General features: G+C 69.9%; 21 protein-coding genes and 2 pseudogenes. 14 read left to right on the top strand and 9 right to left on the bottom strand.

Annotated features, from left to right (window positions below):
* The first annotated feature begins 81 nt into the window (after positions 1-81).
* The 5 genes from ACFC96_RS35250 to ACFC96_RS35270 all read left to right on the top strand — a co-directional run bounded on the left by ACFC96_RS35250 (position 82) and on the right by ACFC96_RS35270 (position 5,590).
* Positions 82-393 carry a trypco2 family protein gene (locus ACFC96_RS35250; RefSeq protein ID WP_376616064.1) on the top strand — a complete coding sequence of 104 codons (312 nt, stop codon included), beginning with the start codon at positions 82-84 and terminating at the stop codon, positions 391-393.
* Positions 383-3,328, top strand: a complete 2,946-nt coding sequence (locus ACFC96_RS35255; RefSeq protein WP_376616066.1) for a trypsin-like peptidase domain-containing protein — start codon at positions 383-385, stop codon at positions 3,326-3,328. The genes ACFC96_RS35250 and ACFC96_RS35255 overlap by 11 nt, the downstream gene beginning before the upstream one ends.
* Positions 3,329-3,679: 351 nt before the next feature.
* Positions 3,680-4,273, top strand: coding sequence for a uridine kinase (locus tag ACFC96_RS35260; RefSeq protein ID WP_376616068.1), 594 nt, complete (start codon positions 3,680-3,682; stop codon positions 4,271-4,273).
* 121 nt (positions 4,274-4,394) lie between these two features.
* Complete coding sequence (locus ACFC96_RS35265; RefSeq protein ID WP_376616070.1) at positions 4,395-5,384, top strand: CehA/McbA family metallohydrolase; 990 nt, start codon at positions 4,395-4,397, stop codon at positions 5,382-5,384.
* Between the two features lie 62 nt (positions 5,385-5,446).
* The gene (locus ACFC96_RS35270; RefSeq protein WP_376616072.1) at positions 5,447-5,590 is read left to right on the top strand and encodes a Uma2 family endonuclease; all 144 of its coding nucleotides are present in this window, start codon (positions 5,447-5,449) and stop codon (positions 5,588-5,590) included.
* Positions 5,591-5,857: 267 nt separating this feature from the next.
* On the opposite strand, the gene ACFC96_RS35275 is transcribed toward ACFC96_RS35270, so the two are convergent.
* Complete coding sequence (locus tag ACFC96_RS35275) at positions 5,858-6,877, bottom strand: LuxR family transcriptional regulator (RefSeq protein WP_376616074.1); 1,020 nt, start codon at positions 6,875-6,877, stop codon at positions 5,858-5,860.
* A gap of 250 nt (positions 6,878-7,127) precedes the next feature.
* Between ACFC96_RS35275 and ACFC96_RS35280 the strand changes: the two genes are divergently transcribed.
* Positions 7,128-9,872: a M4 family metallopeptidase gene (locus ACFC96_RS35280; RefSeq protein WP_376616076.1), complete on the top strand. Its 2,745-nt coding sequence runs from the start codon at positions 7,128-7,130 to the stop codon at positions 9,870-9,872.
* Between the two features lie 650 nt (positions 9,873-10,522).
* Here the strand turns inward: ACFC96_RS35280 and ACFC96_RS35285 are convergent.
* Positions 10,523-11,290 carry a D-Ala-D-Ala carboxypeptidase family metallohydrolase gene (locus ACFC96_RS35285; RefSeq protein WP_340459196.1) on the bottom strand — a complete coding sequence of 256 codons (768 nt, stop codon included), beginning with the start codon at positions 11,288-11,290 and terminating at the stop codon, positions 10,523-10,525.
* Between the two features lie 549 nt (positions 11,291-11,839).
* Here ACFC96_RS35285 and ACFC96_RS35290 point away from each other — a divergent pair.
* Both ACFC96_RS35290 and ACFC96_RS35295 read left to right on the top strand, forming a co-directional pair.
* Positions 11,840-12,193, top strand: coding sequence for a hypothetical protein (locus tag ACFC96_RS35290; RefSeq protein WP_376616078.1), 354 nt, complete (start codon positions 11,840-11,842; stop codon positions 12,191-12,193).
* Positions 12,194-12,204: 11 nt separating this feature from the next.
* Positions 12,205-12,324, top strand: a pseudogene (locus ACFC96_RS35295) (aldehyde dehydrogenase family protein); the annotation flags it as partial.
* 36 nt (positions 12,325-12,360) lie between these two features.
* Here the strand turns inward: ACFC96_RS35295 and ACFC96_RS35300 are convergent.
* The 3 genes and pseudogenes from ACFC96_RS35300 to ACFC96_RS35310 form a co-directional block, all read right to left on the bottom strand.
* Complete coding sequence (locus tag ACFC96_RS35300; protein WP_376616286.1) at positions 12,361-13,113, bottom strand: hypothetical protein; 753 nt, start codon at positions 13,111-13,113, stop codon at positions 12,361-12,363.
* Between the two features lie 313 nt (positions 13,114-13,426).
* Positions 13,427-14,356 carry an ADP-ribosylglycohydrolase family protein gene (locus tag ACFC96_RS35305; protein WP_376616080.1) on the bottom strand — a complete coding sequence of 310 codons (930 nt, stop codon included), beginning with the start codon at positions 14,354-14,356 and terminating at the stop codon, positions 13,427-13,429.
* Between the two features lie 98 nt (positions 14,357-14,454).
* Positions 14,455-14,643: pseudogene (locus ACFC96_RS35310) on the bottom strand (hypothetical protein); the annotation flags it as partial.
* A 298-nt stretch (positions 14,644-14,941) separates the two neighbouring features.
* On the opposite strand from ACFC96_RS35310, the gene ACFC96_RS35315 reads away from it, so the two are divergent.
* The 3 genes from ACFC96_RS35315 to ACFC96_RS35325 all read left to right on the top strand — a co-directional run bounded on the left by ACFC96_RS35315 (position 14,942) and on the right by ACFC96_RS35325 (position 17,564).
* Positions 14,942-15,715, top strand: a complete 774-nt coding sequence (locus ACFC96_RS35315) for an SDR family NAD(P)-dependent oxidoreductase (RefSeq protein WP_376616082.1) — start codon at positions 14,942-14,944, stop codon at positions 15,713-15,715.
* A 369-nt stretch (positions 15,716-16,084) separates the two neighbouring features.
* Positions 16,085-17,095 (top strand): aldo/keto reductase, encoded by a 1,011-nt coding sequence (locus ACFC96_RS35320; protein WP_376616084.1) that lies wholly within the window; start codon positions 16,085-16,087, stop codon positions 17,093-17,095.
* A 49-nt stretch (positions 17,096-17,144) separates the two neighbouring features.
* Complete coding sequence (locus tag ACFC96_RS35325) at positions 17,145-17,564, top strand: SRPBCC family protein (protein WP_376267354.1); 420 nt, start codon at positions 17,145-17,147, stop codon at positions 17,562-17,564.
* Between the two features lie 196 nt (positions 17,565-17,760).
* Here the strand turns inward: ACFC96_RS35325 and ACFC96_RS35330 are convergent, their stop codons facing one another.
* The 4 genes from ACFC96_RS35330 to ACFC96_RS35345 all read right to left on the bottom strand — a co-directional run bounded on the left by ACFC96_RS35330 (position 17,761) and on the right by ACFC96_RS35345 (position 22,313).
* A complete protein-coding gene (locus tag ACFC96_RS35330) occupies positions 17,761-17,979 on the bottom strand; it encodes a hypothetical protein (protein ID WP_376616086.1) in 219 nt (72 codons plus the stop codon).
* Between the two features lie 401 nt (positions 17,980-18,380).
* A complete protein-coding gene (locus ACFC96_RS35335; protein ID WP_376616088.1) occupies positions 18,381-19,745 on the bottom strand; it encodes an FG-GAP repeat domain-containing protein in 1,365 nt (454 codons plus the stop codon).
* A 640-nt stretch (positions 19,746-20,385) separates the two neighbouring features.
* The gene (locus ACFC96_RS35340; protein WP_376266386.1) at positions 20,386-21,063 is read right to left on the bottom strand and encodes a response regulator transcription factor; all 678 of its coding nucleotides are present in this window, start codon (positions 21,061-21,063) and stop codon (positions 20,386-20,388) included.
* Positions 21,060-22,313, bottom strand: a complete 1,254-nt coding sequence (locus tag ACFC96_RS35345; RefSeq protein ID WP_376616090.1) for a sensor histidine kinase — start codon at positions 22,311-22,313, stop codon at positions 21,060-21,062. The genes ACFC96_RS35340 and ACFC96_RS35345 overlap by 4 nt, the downstream gene beginning before the upstream one ends.
* A 124-nt stretch (positions 22,314-22,437) precedes the next feature.
* On the opposite strand from ACFC96_RS35345, the gene ACFC96_RS35350 reads away from it, so the two are divergent.
* Genes ACFC96_RS35350 through ACFC96_RS35360 form a run of 3 tightly spaced genes read left to right on the top strand, consistent with a single transcriptional unit; the run spans position 22,438 to position 25,777 of the window.
* Entirely contained in the window at positions 22,438-23,385 is a 948-nt protein-coding gene (locus ACFC96_RS35350; protein WP_376616092.1) for an ABC transporter ATP-binding protein, read from the top strand.
* Positions 23,382-24,944, top strand: coding sequence for a hypothetical protein (locus ACFC96_RS35355; RefSeq protein WP_376616094.1), 1,563 nt, complete (start codon positions 23,382-23,384; stop codon positions 24,942-24,944). Before ACFC96_RS35350 ends, ACFC96_RS35355 begins: the two co-directional genes overlap by 4 nt.
* Complete coding sequence (locus ACFC96_RS35360) at positions 24,941-25,777, top strand: ABC transporter permease (RefSeq protein WP_376616096.1); 837 nt, start codon at positions 24,941-24,943, stop codon at positions 25,775-25,777. Before ACFC96_RS35355 ends, ACFC96_RS35360 begins: the two co-directional genes overlap by 4 nt.
* Positions 25,778-25,980: the final 203 nt, after the last annotated feature.

The raw sequence follows: 25,980 nt of genomic DNA on the forward strand, positions 1-25,980 counted from the left end.
CGTGCCGTGGTGAGTTGTCTTCACCGATATGCTCGATGCGCATGTGGTGGGCAGGTTGACGCACGAAACGGGGTGCCGGTGGTGGACGACGCGGTGGAACTGGCGGACATGATCGCCCAGTTGCGGGGCGAGCTGAGCCGGGCCATGTCGGACGGCGACGGCGACGATCTACGGTTCCGGGCGGAGCGTGTCGAACTCGAGCTCACCGTGGGGGTGGAGCGCAGCCGTGAGACCGGGGCGAAAGTGCGGTTCTGGGTGCTCGACGCCCAGCACGCCGCACGTTCGGCGCACACGTCCTTGCAACGGCTCACGCTGACCCTCCAGCCGGTGGACGGCGCCGACCCCGAGCGCTCCGCGCTGATCTCGGGCGATGAGCTGGCCGATGAGCTCTGAGCCCGGGCCCGCCGGGGCCGGACTCGATCCACACCGCATAGCCGAGATCATCGTGGAGGGCCGCGGCGGGCGGCGGCGGGGTTCCGGGTACCTGATCGGCGACGGCACCGTGCTGACGGCGGCTCACGTCGTGGCGGATGCGATCGACTTGGCCGTACGCTGCGATGCCGACCGGCCCACCCAGTGGTCGGCGCAGGCGACCGTGGCATGGTCGAACGCGGGCGTCGACCTCGCCGTGCTGACCGTCGCGGCACCCGCCGCACAGCAGTGGGCACCGGTGGCGTTCGGGCGGATCACCGACGACGAGGCCGTCGTCGTCGATGTGCACACGGCCGGCTTCCCGTTGTTCAAGCGGCGCAGTCGCAACGGTGTCCCCTTCCGCGAACTGCACCATGCGGTGGGGACCGTCGCGGCGCTCTCCAACCTTCGTACGGGGACGCTGGAACTGACCGTGGCCCCGGCCGGGTCCGATCCCGACCCGGCCGCGTCGCCGTGGTCGGGGATGTCCGGTGCGGCGGTCTGGGCTGGACACCGCATCATCGGCGTGGTTGCCGAGCACCACCGGTGGGAAGGCGCGGGCCGGCTCACCGCGGTCCGCCTCGACCATGCACTGCGCGAGGTCGACACCGACGAACGGACCCGCCTCACCCGGCTGCTGGGCACGCCCGGCACCGGGCCCCTGCCTCTGGCCGTCCCCGGTGCCCCCGACCCCGCACAGGCCCCGGGCACACGGGTCGTGGGCGTCCCCGTCTCGTACGGCATCGAGCTGTTCAAGAACCGAACCGCCGAACGCGACACCGTCATCGGCCACTTGAGCGATCCCACCATCCGCATGGTGACGATCCTCGGGCGTCGCGGCATCGGCAAGAGTGCCCTCGCGGCGAAGGTCATGGACCTCCTGCACCGCGGGGAGTGGCCCATGGGCGCCGAGGGGCGGGCCCCGGTCGGGCTGGTCAATCTCTCCACCCGGACCTCCGGGATCTCCCTGGAGCGGCTCTACTTCGACTGCGCACGGCTGCTCGACACCGACGGGGAGGAGCACCTGCGCAGGGTGTGGTCCGCGGGCGGATCCACCCAGCACCGGCTGGCGGAGCTGTTGCAGGCCCTCGGCGAGCGGCCCGTCGTCATCTTGATGGACAACGTGGAGGATCTGCTCCTCGAGGACGGTGGCATCGCCGACCCGGACCTGGCGGTCCTGCTCGACTGGCTGTTTCGCGCGGGCAGCGGTCCACGGCTGCTCGTCACCAGCCAGATCCCGGTTCGCCTCGCACCCGAACTACGGCGCTTCGCCGCTCAGGTGACCCTCTCCAAGGGCCTCAGTCCGCCGGAGGCCGCGACGCTGCTGCGTGAGCTGGACCGGGACGGCAGTCTCGGCATATCCGACCTGTCCGACCGCGAACTGCTCGACGCCGCCGTCCACGTCCACGGTGTTCCGCGCGCCCTCGAACTCCTCGTCGGCGCGCTCGCCGACGACGCGGTGCTGCTGCCCTCCTTGCACGACGTCCTGCAGGACTTCACCCGCCGTCAGGACGTGGTGGCCGCCCTCGCCCAGGACCGCTACGACCAGTTGGACGAGCAGGCGCGCACCGTCCTCGACGTCCTCGCGGTGCTCCGCAGGCCCGTGGGGCAGCACGCGGTCGAAGAGATCGTGCACGTCCTCGACCCCCGCCTGCCTGTGCCCGCCGTGCTCGGGCTTCTCGTGCGCGCCCGGCTGGTCGCCGCGGACCGGGCCACCCGCACCCTCGCTCTCCATCCGCTGGACGCGGACATCGCCCGCGACCAGATGCCCTGGGACGGCCCACTCGGGAGGCAGACCATGGAACGACGCATCGCCGATTGGTACGGGGACCAGACGACGCCCGACGGCACCTGGCGTACCCCGGATGACCTCGAGCCGCACCGGCGGCAGTTCGACCATCTCGTACGTGCCGGGGACCACGACGCCGCGGCGCGGGTCCTGACCGGGATCAGCAACTGGCTGGTCTGGCACGGGTCGGTACTGACGGCCCTGTCCATGCACCTGACCGTGGAGCCGCACATCACCGACGAGCGGGTACGCCTCGCCCACACCGTCGCGTTCGGCCACGCACGGTTGAGCGCGGGCCCCATGGAACAGGCGGTCACGCTGTTCACCACAGCGGCCGCGCTCGCCGAACGCCTCGGCGAACGGGCAGCGCTGCAGAACGCGCTCTTCGGTCTGGGCGATGCCCACCGGCAGCGCGGCGACCTTCCGGCCACCGTGGAAACCCTCACCCGCGCCGCCGAGCTGGCTCACGACCTCGGCGACACCGAGAACGAGGTCCACGCCTGGCTCTCGGTCAGCCTCACCCACAGCTACCTGCGCGACGGCGAGCAGGCCCTGGACATCGCCGACCGGCTCGCCGCTCTCGCCGGTACGACGCGTGACCCGCTCACCTTCGCCCGCGCCGGCAACGCGCGCACCATCGCCCTTCTCACCCTGGGGCGCTGGACCGAGACCATCTCCACGGGCGCCGATACAGTCCGCGCCTATCGCGCCGCGGGCAGCCAGGAGGCGATCGCGTACGCCCTCAACGCCCAGGGCATCGCCCACCTCGCCCTCGACGAACCGGCACGCGCGATCAGCGCACTGGAGGAGGCGCGCAGGGAGGCGTCACAGATGCAGAACCCCAGGGCCGAGGGCGTATGCCTGCTCAATCTCGCCTGGGCGTACTGGTGCGACGAGCGGATGGACGATTGCGCAGCCACCGCCCAACGCGCTCTGACCGCGCTGGAGATCGCCGGTGCCACACAGGCGGCAGCGGCCCAGTCCCTGGCCGAAGCAGCCCGCACCGTGAGCGCCTCTCCCCCGGCCGCGGCCGGCGCCCTGCGGCGCGCGGCCACCGCTCTTGACGGAAACGCCGAGGTCGTGTCCGCGGCATGGTTGCAGACGCGGGCTCGCGGGTTGGAGGCCTGACTCCGCCTCGGTCCATGAGAACGTCCCGCCCTTCGTCGCGGTGCCCGAGCGGGATCGGGAGCATCCCGGTGCCGCGCAAGGGAATCAGGTGCACGCCGGCCCGGCCCCGACCGTGGCCCGCCCCGCTCGGAGTGCCGGTCCCAGGCGCGCGCTACCGACTCCGACGCTGCGCGTCGGCTGCGGATGATCGCTGACACTAGCCCAACAACGGTCAGCACTTGTTCACGGCTTTGGACAGCGCAGCACTCGAACAGCAGTGGAGCGAAACACCGAGTCGGAAGGGGCCCCAACAGATCAGAAAAGCGGAAGGTCGCTCTTCCATCGGGTGCCTTCTGTGACCAGACTGCGGCCATGACGATGCTCCCGATCAGAGCGGAACACGTGGCAGCTGCCATCGACACACGAAGCCGCGACGGCGTTTGCTTGGTCGCGATCGACGGGATGGGCGGCTCCGGCAAAACAACCTTGGCGGCGGCCCTCGTGGAGTTGCGCGGCGCCACGGTGGTGCACGGCGACGACTTCTACCGCCCCATGGATCCCAAAGAGCGTGCTGGCCTGGACCCCGAAGAAGGCTACGCCCGCTACTTCGACTGGCAGCGACTGCGCGAGGAAGTACTTCTCCCACTCGCAGCCGGCCGTGACGCCACCTACCGGCGCTACGACTGGACCACAGGAGATCTGGCCCCCGATGAACTTCACACCGTCGCCGCCTTGGGCACCGTTGTCGTCGAGGGCGTGTACACAGCCCGCCCGGAGCTTGCCGACTCCTACGACCTGCTCGTCTACGTCGACACACCGCGTGAGGAATCCTTGCGTCGTCTCCGAGAACGCGGCGACGACCACGGCCCCATCGACTGGGAGGCTCGCTGGCGTCTGGCAGAGGAGCACTACCTAGCAGCCACCCAACCCGAGCAGCGAGCCCACCTCGTGATCTCCGGGCATTAGCTGATCATTTCAGAATGAGATCTTGATCTGACCTCTCGACTGCGACGGCGCTCAGGAGCGCGACGGAACCCGGTTACCCTGCTTACGCGTTGGCTTGACAGGATTTGGGGAGGGGAGAATCTTGTCGAGTCTGAGCTTCCCGCCGACGCGGGCGGTCGGACGCGGGGCGGCCTGGTACCGCGGGGACTGCCATGTCCACTCCGCCCACTCGGACGGGGAACTCGCTCCCGAAGAGTTGGCCGTCCGGGCGCGGGCCGCCGGGCTCGACTTCATCGCGACGACGGAACACAACTCAGCTGCGGCCCCCGGCGCATGGGGGCATCTGGCCACCGATGACTTTTTGATCATTCTCGGTGAGGAGGTGACCACGAAGACCGGACACTGGCTCGCGCTCGGCACCAATCCCGGCCAGGTCGTCGAATGGAACCACCAGCTCAGGGACGGACTGATCGATCAGTGCCTGGACCAGGTCCATCGAGTAGGGGGTCTGTGCGTGGCCGCGCACCCGCGTGCGCCCTATCCGTCGGGCGATTTCAAGTTCCCCTTCCGGGGCTTCGACGTGGTGGAGGTCTGGAACGGGCTGTGGGCTTCGGACCGACCCTGGAATGCTGACAACGAGGCGGCTCTGGCGGAGTGGGGGCGCAGCCTCGCAGCAGACATTCACACGGGGTCGTGGCGGCCGGCGATGGGCAACAGCGACACCCACTTGAAGGGGCAGATCGGCATCCCTCACACGGTGGTCTTCGCCGAGGAGCTGAGTACGGAGGCGGTCCTGGCCGGAATCCGTGCCGGCCGCAGCTGGATCGCGGAGTCGGCGGACGTGGACGTATCGTTCACCGCCAATTCCCATGGCTGGGTTGCCGGAGTAGGAGAGCGGCTCGCGACGCATGGTGGGAAGGTCGAAGCACGGGCAGCAGTTCAAGGTGTGCCGATGGGGACCGTCAGCTTCCACACCGGCCGAGGGAAGGTTCACCGTGTGCCTCTGCCCGGTGGCGGGACGGGGGAAGGAAAGTGGGACACGACAGCTGGGGACTCAGCGTTCGTCCGCATCGAGGTCCGCCATCCCAGCGGGCACGTCGCCGCACTCACCAATCCGATCATCCTGACCTGACCGCTCACTCACCCAGCGGTGCGTAGGCGACGGAGGACCGTGAGGCCGTTTCCGCACACGGCGTGCTTGCCGTCGTAGAGATCGCCTCGCCGTCGACCCGGGTCACCGACCGCACACTCAAGCCGTCGCTGTACGCAGCGGCCGGCATCGAGCACTACCGGCGCATCGAACTGAAGCCCGCGCCCAGGGTCTCATCGGCCGCCTGAAGAACGGCGCCTGTGCCGACCAACCGCCACTCCTGGCAGGCGCCGTCGCCCTGATCGAGGAGCCCTTCCCGATCCAGTTTCGCCCCCTCCGCATCCCCGGTCCGCAGGTAGACAGTTTGATCAGTACGACCGAGGTCCCTGCGTCGACGACCGGCGTCTTAACCACCTTTCCAGAAAGGCCCGTTGGGCATCGGTCAACGACAACGGCGGAATCCTCGGTCCCGGACGGCTCATACCCGACCAGCGACAAACCTCTGACTCAGGTCGCTAGTTGATCGTCAGCCAGCCGCGCAGTGTCGCCTGCACCCCCGCCTGGAACCTGGTCTCCGCGTTCAGCACCGCCATCAGCCGGGTGATGCGCCGGCGCACCGTGTGCACATGGACGTCCAGGCGGCGGGCGATCGCCTCGTCCTTGAGGCCGGACGTGAGCAGCGTCAGCAACTCCCGGTCCTCTTTGGTGATCTCCTCGTCCGTGACCGACCCGATGGGCACGGCGTGCTCCCACACCGCGTCGAAGAGCGGCACCAGGGCGTGGCTGAGCAGGGAGTCGCTCACCACCAGGGCGGTCGCCGTCGGATCCGCCGCGTCGGTCGGCGGGAGCAGTGTCACCCGCCGGTCGACGGTGATCAGCTTCGTGGGCAGCTGTGTGCCCACCCGGATCTGCACACCCTGCGCGGACAGGTCGACCAGGCCACGGGCGCGGCCGTGGAAGCTCAGCCCTTCCCGGTCCACCACCACCCGCACCCGCGCCCCGCGCCGCACCGGATCGGTCACGTCCAGCGGGGCGGGCATGCCGTCCGGCTCGCTCGCCGCGTAGGGCGGCCGGTCCAGGAGCGCCACGTCCTCGGTCGCGGACACCAGCAGCGCGGCTACGCGCTCGGCGATGGCCGCCCGGCCGCGGATGGTCTCGATGCCGATCGCACGGGTCGCGTGCGCGGTGTTCAGGAGTCCGGCCGCCAGCCGGTCCACGGAACCCGTCAGCTCCTCCAGCTCGGCCGACCTGTGCAGCAGTTGCGCCTGGTGGAGGTGGATCAGGCTGCGCAGTGCGGTGGCGGGCGGAACGGCGCTCGGCAGCCCGCCGTCCCGGACGGGCTGGGTGAAGCCGCGCTCGTCGAGCCGGTTCAGAGCGGCGGTGGCCCGTCGCACCGACAGGCCGACGGCCCGGGCCAGGGCCGACCGTGAGGCAGGCGCGGGAACGTTCAGCAGGGCCTCGTAGACACGGAGTTCGTCGGCTCCGAGCCCGAGGGCCTGCCACTGTGCGTCGTTGTCCGGACCGTCCCACCCCATGCCGGAGATCTTGGCCGGTCAGAGCGGTCCACACAAGTGTGCACGTACACAAGTAGACGGCCGGAACGCATTGTTCAGACACCGTCACCGGTATTTGCATGTCCGCATCCGACATCCATTCACGTACCAGTGACACCAAAGGAGCACCGTGCGGACTTCAGCACGCAGAACGACAGACAGGGTCAGAGGCATAGCCGTCGGCCAGGGTGCAGCCGCATTGCTGGCGGCCGCGGGCCTCTTGGTGACCGCGATGCCGGCCGCCCACGCGGACACCGACACCCCGGCCGCCGCGTCGTCCGTGAGCCCGGGCGACGACACCGACACCCCCTCGCTCGTCACCGGTCTGAACGAGTCGGCCGACGCGAGCGCGAGCGCCGCCGACGCCGCCCGTGAGCACCTCGCCGGCAAGAAGGGCCGCTACCACATCGCCGACGCCAAGGGCGACCTCAAGACGGTCTCCACCGAGGACGCCAAGGGCGGCCTGGAGACGGTGCGGCTGCAGCAGAAGTACAAGGGCGTGTCCGTCCTCGGCGGCGAGTACGTCGTCCGCATGACGAAGAAGGACGGCAAGCGCACCGTCACCGGCACCTCCGGCAAGTACTTCACCCAGCTGAAGCTTGACACGGTCACCCCGAAGGTCTCCGAGGACGTCGCGGTCGAGCGCGCGATCGGCGCCGTCACCTCGCAGCTCGGCGGCGCCCCGCTGCACGCGCCGGCCAAGGGTGACAAGAGCGCGAAGGCCGAACTCACCGGCAAGGCCGTCGGCGTCACCGTCCTGCCGCAGGGCACCGGGGTGCTCACCCGGCACATCACCGTCACGGGCACCAATCCGGCGGACGGCACGGCCGTCAAGCAGGAGGTGTACGTAGACGCCCACTCCGGCTTCCCGGTCATGCAGTACAGCGGCATCCAGACGTTCGGCTCGACCGCCGGCGCCTCCGGCGCCGCGGACGGCGTCGCGACGCTCCCGGACGACGCCACCCCGACGGCGGCTCCGTCATTCGTCGTCAAGGGCTCCGGCACCCGCTACAACGGCCAGAAAGCCGACCTGAACCTGTACAAGGGCGCCGACGGCACCTACCAGATGTACGACTACGGGTTCCGGGACGCCGCCACCCCGTTCTCCGGCCCCCTGCTGCAGACCTGGGACGCCCGCGGCGTCGACGTCTCGGCCGCGTCGGGCGCCTGGCCCAGCGGCGCCGCGATCTTCAAGTCGGACACCCCGGACCTCAGCGCGGACTTCACCGACTCCGGCGCGGTGGACGCCCACTGGGCCGCCAACAAGGTGTACGCGTACTACAAGAACCACTTCGGCCGTAAGGGGCTCGACGACAAGGACGGGTACATGTACTCGCTCGTCGGCGTCACCGCCAACGGCCAGCCGTACGACAACGCCTTCTGGGACGGCTCAAAGATGGTGTACGGCCAGGGCGGCGGCGACTTCCGCACCTTCTCGGCCGACACCGACGTCGTCGGCCACGAGATGACGCACGGTGTCACCGAGCACACCGCGGGCCTGGTCTACGCGGGCCAGTCCGGCGCGATGAACGAGGCGATCTCCGACTACTTCGGCAACGCCATCGACCTGGAGGCCAACGGCCAGTCGATGGACGACCCGGACGCGGGTCTGCTCGGCGAGGACCTGTGCACCACCAAGAGCCCGCGCGAGTGCGCCCTGCGCGACCTCAACGACGGCCACACCACTTCCAAGGACTTCATCGGTACCACCTACCGCGGTGACAACGGCGGTGTGCACCTCAACTCCACGATCTTCTCCGGCGCCCTGTGGGACATCCGCCAGGACCTCGGCGGAGATCTCGCCGACAAGATCGTCTACCGTGCGCTGACCGCGTACATGACGCCGCTGGACGGCTTCACCGAGGGCCGCGCCGCGGTCATCGCCGCAGCCCAGGAGCTGGGCGTCACCAAGGCCCAGCTGAAGAAGGTCAAGAGCTCCTTCGACGCGCACGGCATCGTCCCCGGCTGGGAGACGGCGCTCGGCGTCGACACCGACACGCTCATCGCCAAGGACAACGTCGCGGGCACCGGCGTCGATGCGGGCGGCGGCAAGTACGCGGTCTCGCGCTCCAACGAGGACGGCAGCGAGCCGTACGCGGTGTGGGTCGGCAACACCTCCGGCAAGGGCCAGCCGCAGCTGGTGAGCCCCAACAACGGCAACTACAACGTCTACGCGAGCACCGACGGCAAGAACGTCGCGTGGGCTGAGTATGCCTACGACGCGGTGAAGATCCACGTGCGCCCGGTCGGCGGCGGCGTCGACAAGGTCGTCGACGGGATCGGCACCGACGTCACATCCGTCACCATCAACGGTGACGTCCTCGCCTACGGCTACGTCAACCCGAAGACCGGCCTCCCCCAGGTCCGCTACGTCAACATCAAGACGGGCGCGACCACGGAGATGAGCACCAACCCCGTCATGGCGACGACGCTGCCCTCCGTCCACGACGACAAGATCGCCTACGCGAAGCTGTGGGCCGAGTCCGACGGCTACAAGCTCGGCGTCGAGGTCTACGACACCGCCACCGGCAAGCGTCAGCTGATGCCGATCGACAAGAGCGCCGTCTACGGCATCGGCCAGACCGCCTTCACCGACGACGGTGTCTTCTGGGTCGAGGACAACGACGTCACCGACACCGGTCAGGCCGCCGTGATGCGCGCCGACGCCGACGGCACGAACCGCACCACCCTCACTCCGGAATCCGGTGCGGGTTCGCTGTACGCCTACCAGCTCACGGCCTCCGACGACGCGGTCACCGTCCTGACGCTGCCGCCGGCCACCTCGTGGGCCAACGAGACGCTGCCGAAGCTGTACCAGGTCGCGCCGGACGGCAAGGGCGGCCCGCAGCGCGTCTCCTGCAACCGCGGTGACCAGGTCTACCCGTCCGCCGACACCGGCCAGCGGGTCCTGTGGCTGGACGGCACCACCGGCTACACGAACCTCGTCAAGCGCGACAGGCCGGCCGGCACGTGCTGATCTGACGCGCTGAACACGAAGACGGCCGGGCTCTCGCAGGAAAGAGCCCGGCCGCCTCTCGCAGGTGCCGCTCAGTCGCTCAGCCGCTGAGCCGCTGAGCCGCTGAGCCGCTCAGCCGTTGGCCGGCGCCTGCAGTCGGTCGTAGGCGCCGTTGAACAGATGCACCGGTCGCACCGAAGATTGACGACCGGCCTGTCCGTCTCAAGCGCCGACGAGTTCACCTCCCAGCGCCTGGCGAGACGTGAAGCCGGACCTTCCACGGGAAGATCCGCAGACCTGCTTCGCCCGACCAGCCTCACCCCAGAGCAGGCAGGCCCTGAGCGTCTGGCCGAACTCGTCCCGGGCCACTGGTCTGTGGAATCTCTGCACACGTGCGAGACGTCACCTACGGCGAAGACAGCTCCCGGATCCGCACCAACGCAGCGTCTCGCCTCATGGCCACCCCGGGCAACCTCACCATCGGCCTGATGCGAATGGCCGGCCGGCACAACATTGCCGCCGCAACCGGTCGCGCCCCGACTGCCGGGTCCGGCCCGATACGAGATGGGGCCGCGCAGTTGGCGGGACGCGACCCCAGGTGGCGGGGAGGGCCGACTCGGCTTGACTGTCGACCCCAGCAAGATCATTTCTTGATGGGGTCGACAGTAAGGCTAAACGGTGCCGTTCTCCCACCACCACGCCCGGCCCAGGTCCGCCCGGCTGTCGACGTGCTGGTGGTCCGCGGTGTACGTCTCCAGGCCCGAGAAACCGCAGGTCTCCGCTCTCTGGTAGACGGTCTTGTTGGACACCCCGGAGACCGCGAGGTCGGCTGCCGTGCCGTAGAGATGCATGCTGTCGCTGGCGCCGCCGACGTCGGCGTTGTGCGCGATGCTGCGGAAACCGGAATTGACCGTGATCGGAACGTTGCCGAGCTTCTTGCGCAGCGCCTCCAGCTTGTACATCGCACGGCGGACGTTCTCCTTGACGTCGGCCGCGCTCAGTTTGCCGCCCGAGAAGGTGCCGCTGATCCGGTCGGCGAACTCGCTGAAGTCGAAATGCGCGGTCGAACTGTCCGACTGCTCAAGCGCGTTGAGCTGCGCCTGGGTCGCGGGCCCGGCGCTGCCGTCGACGGCGAGTCCGTAAGCAGCCTGGAAGCGGCGCACCGCCGCCGCGGTGCCGGATCCGAAGTCGCCGTCCACGGCCACACGGCTCTGGCTCGCGCTGTCCGCAGCCCACCCAGCAACTCTGATCTGCAGCTCGGTCACGTCGGCGCCGGTGGCCCCCTGGCTCAGGGTTCGCGACCAGGAGTAGGCCTGCGCGGCACCCGTCACCAGAACGGGGCCCAGTACGACGCCGATGCCGGCGGCCAGCGTCCCGCGCAGTGCCGTACGGCGGTCGAACGGGCGCGGAGCGGAAGAAGAGGGGAACGCAGAAGCCATCGTCGTCCTTTCACGGACCTGTCGCAGCAGTGTTGATGTGTGCTGATGAATGTCAGTGTCATGGACATGGAAACCAAAGGGAAGAGTGCAGAATCCGCCCCCGACCCCTCGGGATGCCGGCACCCAACGGAGCGATGAGTACGGGCATCGGACGGTCCAGGGCAGCTGGGTCGGCCTTGGACCGGTTGGTCTTCGCCGACATCGCGATCAAGGAGCGGGTATTCCCAGGTCGTTGGCGTAGGCCTCCCCGTTCCACCTGTGACGCCCCTGGCCGCCCGAGCCGTACGACTGGACGTGCACCCGCGGCGCGGCCCAGTCCTACCCCACCGAGCACGGCGTGTTCCCCACCGCCTGGCGGCACACCTACCCCACCCGCTTCGACCAGCTGCGGCATTGGGCCGCCCGCCGGTACCCCACCCGCACCGCCCGCTGAGAAGCCATCCGCTTTCCGAACGTGATCTTTTGATTCTGGCTGGTGGCGCGTGAACTTCCTTCTCTGGCACGTCGGTTCGGGTGGTTCGTCTACTCGCGTCGTTCGCGGAGGTGGCTATGCCGTCGGTGCTCGGATTGCTGGAGACGCGGGAGAAGAACGTCCGGGAGGTGGTGGCCCGGCTGCGGGAGGAGGCCGAGCGGGTGCAGGCCGAGCTCGGGTCGGCTCAGGCGGAGTTGTCACGGATGGCCGATGCCCGGGCGAGCGGAGGTGCTGTCCCGGGACGGCTCCGCGGGCGCGGGCCCTGCGCCCGGTGCGGTGGCCGGTTCCGTGGTGCCCGAGCGGTTGACGGCATGGGGGTGCAGGTCCTCACGGCGGAGTACCAGCAGATTCTGTCGGTGCTCGCCGAGCCGGCGGCCGCGCAGAAGCCGGCCCCGGATTGGAAGCATGCTCTACTGCCCGAGCCTGCGTGACGCGCAGGCCCACGGTAGGCCGGAACATGGAGGCTCCGTTCGGCGGGTTCAAGCAGAGGGGGGTGGGCCGGGACGTGGGCTCGTACGCGCTGCATGCCTACAGCGACCTCCAGTCGATCGTCTGGCAGGGGCGACCGGTGCCACACCTGCCTCTCATCCTCCTCCTTCTACTGCGGCGGCTGGCGGTACTGAGGCGGTTGCTGCTGCCCGTACTGCAGGGGCTGTTGCTGGTGCTGCGGTGCGCCGTACGGGGGCTGCGGCTGCCGGGGCTGGGGCTGGCCGCCGTACCCGGGTGCCTGCTGGCCGTACTGCTGCGGCGGCTGGCCGTACTGCGCAGGCTGCGGCTGCCCGTACTGCTGCTGGGAGCCCGGCGGGAGGTAGAAGACCTGACCGGGGGACGGCTCGTGGCGCACGAAGCCGGCTGTCTGGAGATACGCGCCGGCCTTCTTGTGGCGCAGGAAGTTGACCCAGACGCCGATGCCGACCAGGACGACCATGCCGCACAAGTAGCCGAGGGCGAGACCCATGGAGTCGCCCAGGAAGCTGAGCGAGCGCAGGAGCGCCATGAAGAGGACCACCCCCACGACCGGCAGCCGCTTCAGCAGCGCGGACTTGCCGGTCAGGTCGAACAGAACCCGCTTCTTGTTGAGTTCCAGCATCTGCGGCGGGATCACGGGCACCTGCGGCGCGTACGGCCAGTACTGCGCGGCGCGTGCCTGCGCCTGCGGGCTCGGGTCGGGCATGAAGCGCAGCTTGATGGACAAGGCCCCCTGCCGGACCCCGGCGTACTGGTAGCCGAACAGCTCGGCGGTGGACACCAGCGTCGCGAGCCGCTTCATCATCAACACCTTGGTCGTGAACTCGAACGGCATGCCCCGGTGCATGTGGTCGAACAACTGGACCGTCTGGCGATCTGCCATGCGTCTTCCGTCCCCCGTCGTGGCGCGCCCGGCACTGCCGCACGCCGCCGCTGTGGCAAACATTCAGGAGGGGCAGCCTAGCCAGCCATGCTGTCCAGGCCGCCCCCTCCCCTTCTGGAAGGCCGCACTCCAGGCCTTCGACATCACCTTCGACAGCCGACTCACCGCCGGCCGCGGCTCATCCAGTCCGACCGAGTTCCACCGATCGCTACACAGACCGTCCAGATGCGTGGACGCAGAAGGGCTGCCTGGGTACTGCTGGCCGGGTGGCTGTCCTGGACCGTGCAGGTGTCCGCGAGGGGCAGCACCCGGTTCAACTTCCGAGGCAGTACGCAAGGTGGAGCAGATCTGCCAGGCGCAGCACCCGTCCGTCGAATCCTGGAAGGGGCACATGGAGCGGCTGGGTCCAGTGGGCGGGAATTGCATCCAGCCCGTAGCGCGCCCCCGCAAGGCCTCCGGTCACTGCGGCGACGGTGTCCGTGTCACCGCCGAGGTCGATCGCCGCGCGAATCGCGTCTTCGAAGCTGTTGGTGGTGCGCAGGGCCCAGACGGCGGAGCCCAGGCAGGGCCAGACGGCACCGTTGAACTCGGTTGCCTGATCGGGGTGCCAGTCGGGAGCGAGGACTGTGGCATAGCGGCCCCGGTGGTCGGGATGGACAAGAGCCAGGATGTCCGGGAGCGCGGCGAGGGGGTCGACCTCCTCGAACGTGACACGGATGAGTTCGTGGAAGATCGCCGTGCCTTCCCAGGCCGCGCGGTCCCCGTGGGTGAGCGCAGCGATGCGGCGGGCCGCGTTCATGGTGGCTTCTTGGCCGGCGGCGGCGAAGTAGACCGCCGAGGTCGACGCGCGCATCAAGGAGCCGTTTCCCGCTGCTCGTTGGTTGACCTGGAAATGGGTCGCAGCAGCGAGGTCCCAGGGCATGCCGTTGGTCAGGACGTCTTCGGTCTGCAAGCCGATGTCCTTCGGTTCTGATGCTGCCCACCGCTGGAAGCGGGCGAAGATGTCCGGCAGATCCAGGCCGCCCCGCTCCAGCAGCGACTCCGCGACCAGGACGGCCATCTGCGTGTCGTCAGTGGCCTCGCCGGGGTCCCAGCCACCGCCTCCGCACATCTCGCCACCATCACCAGGCGCGGGAAACCGCGCGGAGAACGCTCCATGGGGACCAAACTCGAAGGGGCCGCCCAAGGCGTCACCCGCCGCTGAGCCGACGACCGCGCCGGCGGCCCGCTGAATCCGCTCCATCCGCGCAGGTTATCTGTGCCGCGCCGACGGCCGCGCGACGCCTTGGGGCCGCCGCGGGTGAAGCGCCGCCGCAGCGCCTGCTCAGCCTCGGCCGTCCCCAGACGGGCGACGAGGCGGGTGGTGGTGCTCTGGCTGAGGACGACCGCGTCGGCGACCTGCTTCATCTGCAGGTGCTCGCCCTCGCCGTCGCGCTGGCGGCTGAGCACGTCGAGCAGCCAGTACTCCCGCGCCCTGCAGGCCGGGCACGGCCTGCAGCGCGCTCGATGTGCGCCTCGATTGCCGTACAGGAGGTAGAGGGCTGCCTATCCGTTGGCGAGGGCGGTCAGCTGGGGAGGGTGGTCAGCGCGGGATCCGTGGCGGGTCCGGGACCGGGCGGAGCGCCGGCAAGGTGCGGGCTGCACCGGCCTGCCGAAGAATCGTTTACGTCCGGTCCTTCGCCATGACCGTTTCCGCCGCTCCGGACGACTTCCACTCGCCATGGGCCGATCCTGACCGTCCCGAGGTCCGGACAGACGCCGGTGCGGCGCAGGCGGGCGCGGCCCGCTGCCGAGAGGCCGCCATCACATTCGGAAGGGTGCCCACCTGATGCAGATCGATCTCAGTGGACGTACCGCGCTGATCACCGGGTCGACGGCGGGGATCGGCGAGGCGACCGCGCAGGCGCTGGCCTCCGCCGGCGCTGACGTCGTGGTCAACGGCCGCAACGCCGACCGTGTCGCCGAGACGGCGGAGCGGCTCGGCGGGCGCGGCGTCACAGCCGATGTCGGGACAGCCGAGGGGACGGCCGACCTGGTCCGGCAGCTGCCCGATGTCGACATCCTGGTCAACAGCACCGGCATCTTCGAGACCAGGCCGGTGTTCGAGATCCCCGACGCGGACTGGCTGCGCCTCTTCGAGGTCAATGTGCTCTCCGGCGTGCGCCTGGCGCGCCACTACACGCCACGGATGGTCGGGCGCGGGTGGGGCCGTGTGATCTTTGTCAGCAGCGAGGCGGGCGTGCAGACGCCGACGGACATGGCCCACTACGGGATGACCAAGACGGCGCAGCTGGCCGTGTCCCGCGGCATGGCCCAGGAGGTCGCCGGCACCGGGGTCACGGTGAACTGCGTGCTGCCGGGGCCGACGATGAGCGACGGCGTGCTGGCCATGTTCAACGAGCTCTATCCCGGTCTCGACCCCGGTGAGCAGGAACGGCGCTACCTGTCCGAGAACCGGGCGGCCGCGTCCCTGCTCAAACGCCTGATCCGCCCCCACGAGGTGGCCGCCATGATCACTTACGTGGCGTCGGAGCAGGCCTCGGCGACCACGGGCAGGGCGCTCGGCGTCGACGGCGGCCTCGTCCCCACGATCCTCCCCTGAGGGGGGCGCCCGACGTGGGGCCGAGGCGCTCATCGTGCGGACGCTTTTGACTTGCAGGCCCGTCCGTACCGCAGTGAGGGCGGAAGTGGCCCTCCTTCGCCGGCCCCACGTGCCCGCTGTACTCAAATCGACCAGATCGCCCGGGCGGAACCTTCTGCATTACCCAGCGTCTGCAATTATTCTCTATGTAGGTAAGGCGCTCGCGCATTAAATGTTGCCGCGCCCCGGCCCTGAACAGGGGACCGCGGTGCATTCAGCGCCAAAGCCCCGCCGGCAGGGCAGCCCCACAGAGGCACCCGATCCCCCTGTGCCTCTCCCCCACGTCAAGAACGCCTCCGACACGGAGACATCGATCGAAAAGGCACCGTCATGTCCCTCAAGAACATCCTTCCCGGCAAGCTCGGCTTCGGCACCGCTCCGCTCGGCAACATGTTCCGCGCGATCCCCGACGAGGAGGCCGCCGCCACCGTCGAGGCCGCCTGGGACCAAGGCGTCCGCTACTACGACACCGCCCCGTTCTACGGCGCCGGCCTCTCCGAGCAGCGCCTCGGCAAGGTCATCTCCACCAAGCCCCGCGACGCCTACGTCCTGTCGACCAAGGTCGGCCGGGTCATCCTCGACGAAGTCGAGGAGGGCGCCCGCGATCTCGGCGAGAAGGGCGGGATCTTCGAGCACGGCAACCCGAACAAGATCGTTCACGAGTGGACCGCCGAGGCCACCGAACGCTCCATCGAGGACAGCCTGAAGCGCCTCGGCGTCGACCGGCTCGACATCGTCTGGGTCCACGACATCGCGCAGGACTTCCACGGCGATGTGTGGCTGCAGAAGTTCGAGGAGGCCCGCACCGGCGCCTTCCGCGTGCTGTCCCGGCTGCGGGACGAGGGTGTCATCAAGGCGTGGGGTCTGGGCGTCAACAAGACCGAGCCCATCGAGTTGACCCTCGCGCTCGACGAGCCGCAGCCGGACGGATTCCTCCTCGCCGGCCGCTACACACTCCTCGACCACGAGCACGCCCTGCAGCGGCTCCTGCCCATGGCGCAGGAGCAGAACGTCGGCATGGTCGTCGGCGGCCCCTACAGCTCCGGCATCCTCGCCGGCGGCGCCCACTTCGAATACCAGCAGGCCCCGCCGCAGATCATCGAGCGCGTCGGGAAGCTCAAAGCCCTCGCTGAGAAGCACGCCATCAGCATCAAGGCCGCCGCCCTCCAGTTCTCCCTCGCCCATCCCGTCGCCGACGCCGTCATCCCCGGCGCCACCCGGCCCAGCCGCATCGCCGAGGACATCGCCGCCCTCGACAAGAACATCCCGGCCGCGTTCTGGCACGACCTGCGCGCCGCCAACCTCGTCAGCCCCGCCGCCCCCCTCCCCAACGGCGCCTGACCCCCACCCCGAAACCCTCACGCCGGCACCAGAATCCAGGAGAAGGATCATGGCCTCCACCTCCGTCAGCCGCATAGTGCCCGCCTCCCCCGACAAGGTCTGGAACCTCATCGGCGGCTTCGACACCCTGCCCGACTGGCTCCCCTACATCCCCGAGAGCACTCTGCTCGAAGGCGGCCGCGTCCGTCGGCTGAAGAACCCCGAGGGTGATGTCATCATCGAGCGCCTCGTGGACTTCAACGAGACCGAGCGCCACTACAGCTACGCCATCCTCCAGGCCCCGTTCCCGGTCAACGGCTACGTCTCCACCATCCGGGTCCACACCGTCCCCGGCCGGGACGACGTCGCCGAGGTCCAGTGGTCCGGCCGCTTCAACCCCGACAACGCCACCGACGACGAAGTCGTCGACCTCTTCACCGGCATCTACGCCGCCGGTCTCGACGCCCTGAATCAAACCCTCTCGGCCTGACATCGGAGCCGTCCCCTGCCGGCCCCACCTCGCGGCCCGGATACGCACCCCGCACACCCGGGCCGCAGCGCGCCCAAGGCGCCAAGTCGTCCAGCGGCCGGACCATCCAGGACTGCCGATACGGCAGGCAAGGCGAGCTGCGCGGCCCAAACGCCCCGTCCAGCAGGTGCGACAACGCCCCGCCCCTAGGCAAGGATCAGGCAGCCACGGTGAAGCCGACGGCGGCCGGGACCTGCTCGCGCAGTAGCGCGAAGCCGACACCCAGCTTCACCTCATACGCCTCGGGCTGGATACCGACCTCATACGTGGAGCACTCGCCGCACCAGTTGATGTCCTCGAGCACACACTGCTGGACCTCTGGGCCGACCAGTTCATAAAAGAAGTCAGTGCCGACGACCTCAAGGCATCTGACCATCCCCGCAGGCGCGGGGGCGACGCCATCCCGATACCGATCACGCCCATAGCAATCGGACCATCCCCTTCGGCACGGGGGCCACATCTTTTCCAGCTCGGCAACGAACTTGGCGATCAGACCGTCCCTGCGGGCCCTGGAGCTCCGGTGTCGTCGAAGGACACGTCAACCGGATCAAGATAGTCAAACGCCAGATGTTCGGCCGGGCCGGCTTTCATCTCCTCCGCTCTGACGCCCGGAGAAGACGACACCGCCACCGTCACTGCCCGGCAACTGCACGATCCGACGATGTGCATGTGCCGGCGAGACGGGCTCGGCGATCGCATCATCGCAATCGTCGAGCCCGCGACGCACGTCAGCGTCTCATGGGCAGCCGCCTGAAACGGCTCGTCGGCTACGACACCTCAACGATGGTCTCGCGGGAGCCGCCGGTCGTGATCACATCCGTGCCCGGGAGCGTCGGACCGCCGTTGGTGTGGTGCCGTCCGCGGCCGTTTCGTCGTGTTGAGCAGCACCGACGCGTCCTTGACGAACGTCGCCGAACTGTTGCTGTTGGCCGTGACGACATCGGGACGCCCGTCGCCGTCGAGGTCGGCCACCGCTGCGGCATACGGGTTGCTGCCGCCGTTGAGCCCGAATGCGAGCGGGCTGCCGAACGCACCCGTGCCGTCGCCCTCGACCACCACGACTTCGTTCGAGCCGGAGCTGGAGACGACCAGGTCGACGTGGCAATCGCCATTCAGGTCGGACACCGACGCGGAGGTGAGGTTCGACCCCGCCGACAGGAGGCTCGCGGTGCCGAACCCGCCCGCGCCATCGCCGAGCAGGACGGCGACGCGCCCCGGCGTGCCGGGCGCCACCATGACGGCGTCCAGCTCACCGTCCTCGTTGACGTCGGCGAGCTTGAGCTTGGCCGGCAGCGTCATGCCGGCCGAGACGCTCGACGCCGCGCCGAAGCCCCCGTCTCCGTCGCCCAGCAGCACGGAGAGGGTGCCGGCCGATGAGTTCGACGTGACGAGATCGAGATGGCCGTCGCCGTCGAGATCGGCGGCCGCGATGCCCTGCGGGCCGGTACCGCCGCCCAGTCCGAACCGCGTCGCCGCGCCGAACGTGCCGTCCCCGTTGCCGAGCACTACCGCGACGTTGTTCGTGTTCGTGTTGGACGTCGCGAGATCCGGCTTGCCGTCCTCGTCGAAGTCGCCGACGGCGACGTCGTTCGGCCAGCGCACGACACACGGGTTGTCGCCCGTGGTGTCGCACCCGGGCCTGGGGTTGAGTTGCACCGCCGCCCCCGCGCCGAGAGCGCCGGAGCCATCGCCGAGCCAGACCAGAGCGACGTTGCCGCGCGCGTCCTGGCTGATGACGTCCTTGTGGCCGTCGCCGTTGACGTCGCGGATCACTGCCGAGTTGATAAAGAGGTTCGACCAGGAGGTGCGCGGCGCCGCGTACTTCGTTACGGCGCCGTAGCTGCCGCCGCCCGAGCCGAGGAACACGCCGAGGCCCTCGGTGCGGATCGCCGTCACGAGGTCCGGCGTCCCGTCGTTGTTGAGATCGCCGATCGCGACGGCGGAGCTGCCGCGGCCGTTGTCGTCGAGGTTCACCGCGGTACCGAACCTGGTCGTGTGGGCGACGGCCGCCGAGGCCGGGCTGCCGGCCGTCACGACGGTCGCTACCGCGAAGATGAGCGTCAGGACTCGGCGCGACCGACCGCGCGTGAACGCAACTGAGCGGCTGTCCGGCGTGAGGTGCCGACGTGGTGATCTGTACATGGGCGAGGCCCCTCCTCAGGGCCTGACGAACAAGAGTTGGAGACGCACTTCGGCAGTACAACTGCCGATTGGCGAAGTGCTGTGCCGGTCGTTACCGATCCGGCCCGTGCCGCCGGCGATGTCTCGATCGGAAGCTCTCTGGTGGGGACGGTGGCGGTCCGGTCGTGCGGCGGCCCGCCGGGCAAGGGGCCGCTGGGCGCTGGACCGGAGTGACCGCGCGGCACCGTACTCGTCGGCGTGCCCACTCAAGATCGCAAAAGTGGCCGCCTCCGGGCTACGTACGATCCAATGAAAGAGACCGTGAATTTCCGCCCGCATTTGTGGTCGGAACCTATGCCGGAACGGATAGGCGCACCCCCCAAGGGGCGGCCGTCATTCGTCGAACTGGCTTGATATTTCCGGTCCTTGACCGAATGTTGAAGGCGTGAGGGACTGCTCGGCTCGGTGAGACCGGATGGTGCCGGTCGGTTTGTGGGAGATCGCGGAGCGGTGCAACGGCGCGCGCATGGACCGGCGCTCCGACCCAACGTTTGTGAGAGTAACCGCGTGTGTCAGTCTCCGAAGTCGGCTGCGCAGATGACTGGAGTCGGGTGCGCTGAGCGCGGCCTCCGCTCGCGGGCCGCCGGCCCCTGGCGGCTGCTCAGTCGGGTGGGACGGCTGGGTCGATGATCCGATACCCCACGCCGGGTGTGGTGGCGATGACCGAGGGGCCGCCGAGTTTGCGTCGCAGGCGGCTGATGGTCACCGTGACGGTGTTGGTGAACGGGTCGGCGTGTTCGTCCCAGACCTGTTCGAGGAGGTCCTCCGTGCTGAGGAAGGCGGGGCTCGCGTTCAAGAGGGCTTCGAGTACCGCGAATTCCTTGACGGAGAGGTCGAGTTGGTGGCCGTCGCGGCTGGCGGTGCGGCGCATCGGGTCGAGTTCGATGCCCGCCGTGCTCAGGGTGCGGGACCGGGCGGCGGGACGGCGGCGGGCCAGGGCGCGGATGCGCAGGACGAGTTCGGGAAAGTGGAAGGGCTTGGCGAGGTAGTCGTCGGCGCCCAGGGTCAGGCCGCTGACGCGGTCGCCGGGTGAGTCGGCGGCGGTCAGCATCAGGACCATCACGCGGCCGTCCCGCTCGGTGATCATCTGGCAGAGGGTGTCGCCGTGGATACCTGGCAGGTCGCGGTCAAGCACGACGACGTCGTACGCGTTGACGTCCAGCTTGGCTGCGGCGTCGAGCCCGTCGTGGGCCATGTCCACGGCCATACCTTGGTCGCGCAGTCCCTCGGCGATGACTTCGGCGAGAGGGCGGGTGTCCTCGACCACCAGAACTCTCAACGCGCCACGCCCGTCTCTGTGTCGAGGGCTTCCACCGTCGCCCTGCTGTCCGTACGGGGGAGGATGATGGTGACGCGCAGGCCGCCGTCGGGGCGGGCGCGCAGATCCAGGGTTCCATGGTGGGCCTGGGTGATGGCCGCGACGATGGAGAGGCCGAGGCCGCTGCCCTGGCCCGTGCCGGTCCGGTCGGCGGAAAGGCGGCGGAAAGGCTGCACGAGGTCCGCCACCCGCCGCTGGTCGAGGACCGGTCCGCTGGACTCGACGACGAGGGACACTGCGCCCGCGTCGTCTCCTGCGACCCGTACCTCGACACTTATCCAGCCCCCGGGGGCGTTGTATGCGATCGCGTTGTCGACCACGTTGTCGGCCACGCGGCGCAGCAGCGTCTGGCTGCCCCACACCCACGCGGAGTCGTCGATCCGGCTATCCCGCACGGCCAGGCCCTTGGCCGCAATGTCAGTTGCTCGTCCGGCCAGGGCGGTCAGCGCGAGTTGGCCGAGGGCGAGGCGCGCCGTGTCGCTGAACTCGCCGTGCTGGGTGCGAGCCAGGACAAGGAAACTCTCCAGCAGCCGGTCCACCTGGTCGAGTCCGGCGCGCATCCGGGCGGCCAGCGTGGCCGTGGTCTCGGGTACCGGACCCGGCTTGGCGAGGGCCACGTCCAGAGAGGCCCGCATCGTGGTGAGCGGGGTGCGCAGCTCGTGGGAGGCGTTGGCGACGAAGAGTCGCTGGGCGTCGAAGGAGCCTTCCAGGCGGCCGAGGAGGTCGTCGATGGTGTCGGCGAGGTCCTTCACCTCGTCGCCGGGGCCGCCGATGGCCAAGCGTTCCTGCAGGCTGTCGGCGGTGATCCGGCGGGTGGCCGCTGTCATCACGCGCAGCGGGCGTAGCACTCGGCCGGCGACAAACCAGCCGAGCCCGACCGAGATCACTGCCATGACGCCGAGGGCGATGGCGCAGCCGAGCAGGATCTGCCGGGACTGGGTGTCGTGCGCCTGGGCCAACTGCTGCCCCAACTCGGCGATGCGGCCCTGGGCCTGTGCCGCCGTGGCGGGCTGATCCGTGCCGCCATCAGGGGCGGTCTGGCTGGAGCGCGATCCGCCGGATGCCACCACGGCCGTGATGGCCAGCAGCGCCGTTCCCGACAGCAGGAACAGAGTCACGTACAAGGCGGTGAAGTGGGTGCGGACAGTGCCACGGCGCAGGCCGAGGCGGGCGGTCAGGCTCGCGAGCCGTCGGGGCGGACCCCATTTCATCCGCATGCTCCCCTCTCACCACCGCACCAGGACACCTACCAGGTCAGGCTAAGCCCAGGCGCCTAACAGCGAGATGACAGTGGCCGTTCGGCCCCTGCAACCTGCTCCGTCACAGAGTGGGGCCATGAGCGATGAGAGTACGAAGGCGACGATCGAGGTCATCGGACTGCGTAAACGCTTCGGTCCACAACTGGCTCTGGACGGGATGACGTTCACCGTGCGCCCCGGACGGGTGACCGGCTTCGTCGGCCCGAACGGCGCGGGCAAGTCGACCACCATGCGCGTGATCCTGGGCCTTGACGCGGCTACGGAGGGAAAGGCCCTGGTCGGCGGGGTGCCGTACCGCACCCTGCGTCGGCCGCTTCGGCATCTGGGGGCACTTCTCGACGCCTCCGCGCTGCAGCCGAGCCGCACCGCCCGTAACCACCTGCTGTGGCTGGCCTACTCACAGGGCGTGCCGGTCCGGCGGGTGGACGAGGTCATCGACCAGGCCGGCCTGGGCACGGTGGCCCGGCGCAAGGCCGGCGGCTTCTCTCTGGGCATGCGCCAGCGCCTGGGGATCGCTGCGGCGCTGCTCGGTGACCCGCCGGTCGTCATGCTGGACGAGCCGTTCAACGGCCTCGACCCCGACGGCATCGTGTGGATGCGCGGCTTCCTGTCGTCGCTGGCCCGGCAGGGCCGCGCCATCCTGGTTTCCAGTCACCTGATGAGCGAACTCGAAGACACCGCGGACCATCTCGTGGTGATCGGCCGCGGCCGGGTCGTCGCGGACACCAGCGTCTCCGAGCTGCTCGCCGAGGCGTCCGGCGGCCGGGTCACCCTGCGTACCTCCGCGGCTCCGCGCGCCGCCCAGGTCCTGCAAGGCACGGGCGCCACCGTTCTCGCCACCGGCCCCGACACCCTCGGCGTCACGGGCCTGACCGACGAGGAGATCGTGGCCCTGCTCGCCCGAAACGGGGTGCCGTTCTCCCAGGTGTCCACGCACCGGGCGACGCTCGAAGAGGCGTACATGGAGCTCACCCGGGACACGGTGGAGTACCGGGGCATCCCGGCGGGGAAGGACACGCGATGACCGCCACCTTCACCCCTCGTCCCTCGGCCACGAGGCGCGCTGAGCAGAGTGGGTTCCTCAGGACCCTGCACGCCGAGTGGACGAAGTTCCGTACGGTACGCGGCTGGGTCCTCGCCATGGCGGGGGCACTCCTGGTGACGATCGTGGTCGGCCTGCTCGGCACGGCCGCCCCCGCCGCCGGCGGTCGTGGCGCCGACTCCGCCTCGTACCCGAAGGGCCCCGGCGGCGAGGCCGTCAACGACAGCTTCTACTTCGTCCACAAGACGCTCACCGGCGACGGCACCCTCACCGTCCCCCTCCGGTCGCTGACCGGTGTGACCGACATCGATGCTGGCAAGACGTCCCAGGGCGCCACGCCCTGGGCGAAGGCCGGGATCATCGTGAAGGAAAGCCTCACCCAGGGAGCCCCGTACGCGGCGGTCATGGCCACCGGCGGCCACGGCGTGCGCATGCAGTACGACTACACGCACGACACGGCCGGCCCTTCCGCCAAGGTCTCCCAGGAGTCCGCGCGCTGGCTGCGCCTGGTCCGCTCCGGTGACAGTCTCACCGGTTCCACCTCCACCGACGGCTCCCACTGGACCAAGGTCGGCCTCGCGAAGCTGCCCGGGCTTGCGCGCACCGTGCAGGCCGGGCTCTTCGCGACGTCACCGGAGGCGAAGCAGGACACCGCGGCGGGCACGGGCTTCAGCCCCGCCGTGGCCACAGGCACCTTCGGCCGTCCCTTCCTCACCGGCGGCTGGTCCCAGAACGCGTGGAGCGGCGCACAGGTGGGCGGCGACGCGGGCACCTCCGGAAGCTACACGAACACCACCAAGGGCGGGTTCACCCGGACCGACGGCGGCGGGTTCACCGTGACCGGTGCCGGTGACATCGCACCGGTCGTCGGCGGGCCCGTCATGGGCGTCGGCTTCTCCGTCGAGAACTTCCTCGTCGGCACCTTCGCCGGGCTCATCGTGGTCATCGCCGTGGGCACGGTGTTCATCACCGGCGAGTACCGGAGCGGTCTGCTGCGTACGACCATGGCGGCAACTCCCCTGCGGGGCCGGGTGCTTGGTGCCAAGGCGCTGGTGGCCGGGGGCGTCGCGTTCGTCATCGGCCTGGCTGCCGCCGCGGTCACCCTTCCCATCGGGGAACGCAGCGCGCGCGGCAGGAGCTTCCATGTCTTCCCCGTCACGTCAGCGACCGAAGCGCGCGTCATCGTCGGCACCGGCCTGCTCTGCGCAGCAGCCGCCGTGCTCGCTCTCGGCGTCGGTGCCCTGCTGCGGCGCAGCGCCACGGCGGTCGCCTTGGTCATCGCGTCGATCGTGCTGCCCTTCCTGCTTGCCACCTCCGGCGTACTGCCCCCGGGCGTCTCGGAGTGGCTGCTGCGGGTGACTCCGGCTGCGGGCTTCGCCATCCAGCAGACCCTGCCGCAGTACGCGCAGGTGCTCAGCGTGTACGAGCCGTCGACCGGCTACTACCCGCTGGCGCCATGGGTCGGCCTCGCCGTGCCGTGCGGATACGCCGCGCTCGCCTTCGGTCTGGCCGCGGTACAGCTGCGTGGGAGGGACGTATGAGTCTCCTGAGCGATGCACAACTCACGAACACGGCGGAGGGCGCGTGGCGAGGGGACTTCGGCCGCGCTCTGCGCGCGGAGTGGACGAAGCTGCGCACCGCAGGGGACCTGGGCAGGTCACTCCTGCTCGCCGTCGCGCTGACCGTGGCCGTCGGCTGCGGCACCGCCAAGGCCGTGAAGTGCCCGGACGCGGGGTGCGGCCAGGACGCCGTCAAGCTCGCCCTGACCGGCGTCACCGTCGGGCAGGCGGTCATCGGCGTCTTCGCGGTGCTGGCCGTCAGCGGCGAGTACGGCACCGGCATGATCCGCACCACGCTCACGGCGGTGCCGAACCGGCTCACCGTCCTCACCGCCAAGGCGACGGTCCTCACCACGGTCGTGTTGGCCTCCGGGACCGCTGCCATCGTGGCATCCCTCCTCGCCGGCCGCTACATCCTGCCCGGCAACGGATTCACCGAGGCGCACGGCTATGCCCCGCTCTCCCTGGCCGACGGCCCGACCCTGCGCGCGGCCGTGGGCTCGGTCCTCTACCTCGTCCTGATCGCCCTGCTCGGCCTCGGCGTGGCGACGGCGGTACGGGAGGCGGCGACCGCCATCGGGATCGTGCTCGGGCTGCTCTACCTCTTCCCGGTCGTCACCCACGTGGTCAACGACCCGGAGTGGCAGCGCCACCTCCAGCAGATCTCGCCCATGACCGCCGGACTCGCGGTCCAAGCCACCGTCCATCTGCACGCGTTGCCCATCGGCCCCTGGGCCGGCCTGGGCGTGCTCGCCACGTGGGCCGCGGCCGCGCTGCTGATCGGCAGCCTGCTGCTGCACAGCCGCGACGCGTAGCCGAATCGAGCCAACTGCGAGCACGGTGGCTTCGTGCCCCTCCCCCGCCCGGGGGGGGGGGGGGGCGCCCCCCCCCCCCCCCCCCCCCCCCCCCCCGGGGGGGGGGGGGGGGGCGGCCCCCCCCCCCCCCCCCCCCCCCCCCGGGGCGGGGGCCCCCCCCCCCCCCCCCCCCCGGGGGGGCTGGCGGGGGTGGCGGGCGTGCA

The sequence above is a fragment of the Streptomyces sp. NPDC055955 genome (assembly GCF_042270245.1).
In the GTDB taxonomy this organism is placed as follows: Bacteria; Actinomycetota; Actinomycetes; order Streptomycetales; family Streptomycetaceae; genus Streptomyces.